The sequence below is a fragment of the Paraferrimonas sp. SM1919 genome (assembly GCF_010993985.1).
Lineage (GTDB): Bacteria > Pseudomonadota > Gammaproteobacteria > Enterobacterales > Shewanellaceae > SM1919.
Genome location: NZ_WINH01000070.1, coordinates 1 through 1,012, shown reverse-complemented (window position 1 = coordinate 1,012; position 1,012 = coordinate 1). Strand labels below are relative to the sequence as shown.

Annotated in this window: 1 pseudogene; it reads left to right on the top strand. The window is 48.3% G+C overall.

Features of this window, described 5'->3' with window-relative positions:
* A pseudogene (locus GFB48_RS17200) lies at window positions 1-1,012 on the top strand (hypothetical protein); the annotation flags it as partial.

The following is a 1,012-nucleotide window of genomic DNA, read 5'->3' as shown; positions in this document are numbered from 1 at the left end:
AACTTTGATGCCTATGGTCCAGCGGGCTGGCAAAGCGGCTGGGATGTTTGGAACCTAGACCAAGTTGATGGTGTGGTTGAATTGGTTGCCAACTATGATGATAAAAATGGTCAGTCTTACTCAGATTGTGATGCCTCAGTACCTGATGCCGATGGTGATTATTCCTGTATTGAATGGCGTAATCGTTACTGGCTGCCATTGCAAGTGGCCGGTGACCGTATTTATGTACTCGAGTGGGAAATGCAGCCATGGGATTGGAGTTGGCAGTTAACCCCAGAAGCGCGTAAAAACGCCAGGTACATGTCTGTTCCTGCGCGGGTGAATTACTACCAAGCGTTTGACATTGATTGGGACGGCGATGGTATCAGTGATGATATCGATTTAGACCATGATAACGATGGCGTCGATAACAGCGACGATGCCTTCCCATTTAACCCTGAAGAATCCGTTGATACTGATAATGATGGCATTGGCAACAATGCCGACATGGACGACGATAACGACGGGGTTTATGACAATGATGATGTGTTCCCATTAGACCCATCTGAAACGCTAGATAGCGATAACGACGGCATTGGCAATAACAGTGATGACGATGACGATAACGATGGTGTGCTTGATGAACAAGACATGGCACCACTGGATGACCGTTTCGCCTTAGCCATCCCTGTTGACGCCAGCGTGCTCGCCGATGACTACATACAAGTACTCGACAGCGCGGTTGATGACCCGAATGTACGTTTTGGCAGCAGCGGCGTGCGTTATCTGTTTACCGATGACGGTAGTGGTTACCGCTATGGTGCCACAGTGCGAAACAGTCTGACTTGGGAAATTGTCGATAACGCCGTTCAGTTTACTCTGGTCGATGCGGAAGGTTATTACTCTTACCCTATGATCAGTGCCTTGGACGATTACGGCATTGCCAGCCCTGAAGTGGTGCAAAGCTTTATCGACCAATATGGTGATTATCAAGTTGAGGTGTTGATCACGCCAATTGCAGGACAATGGTATC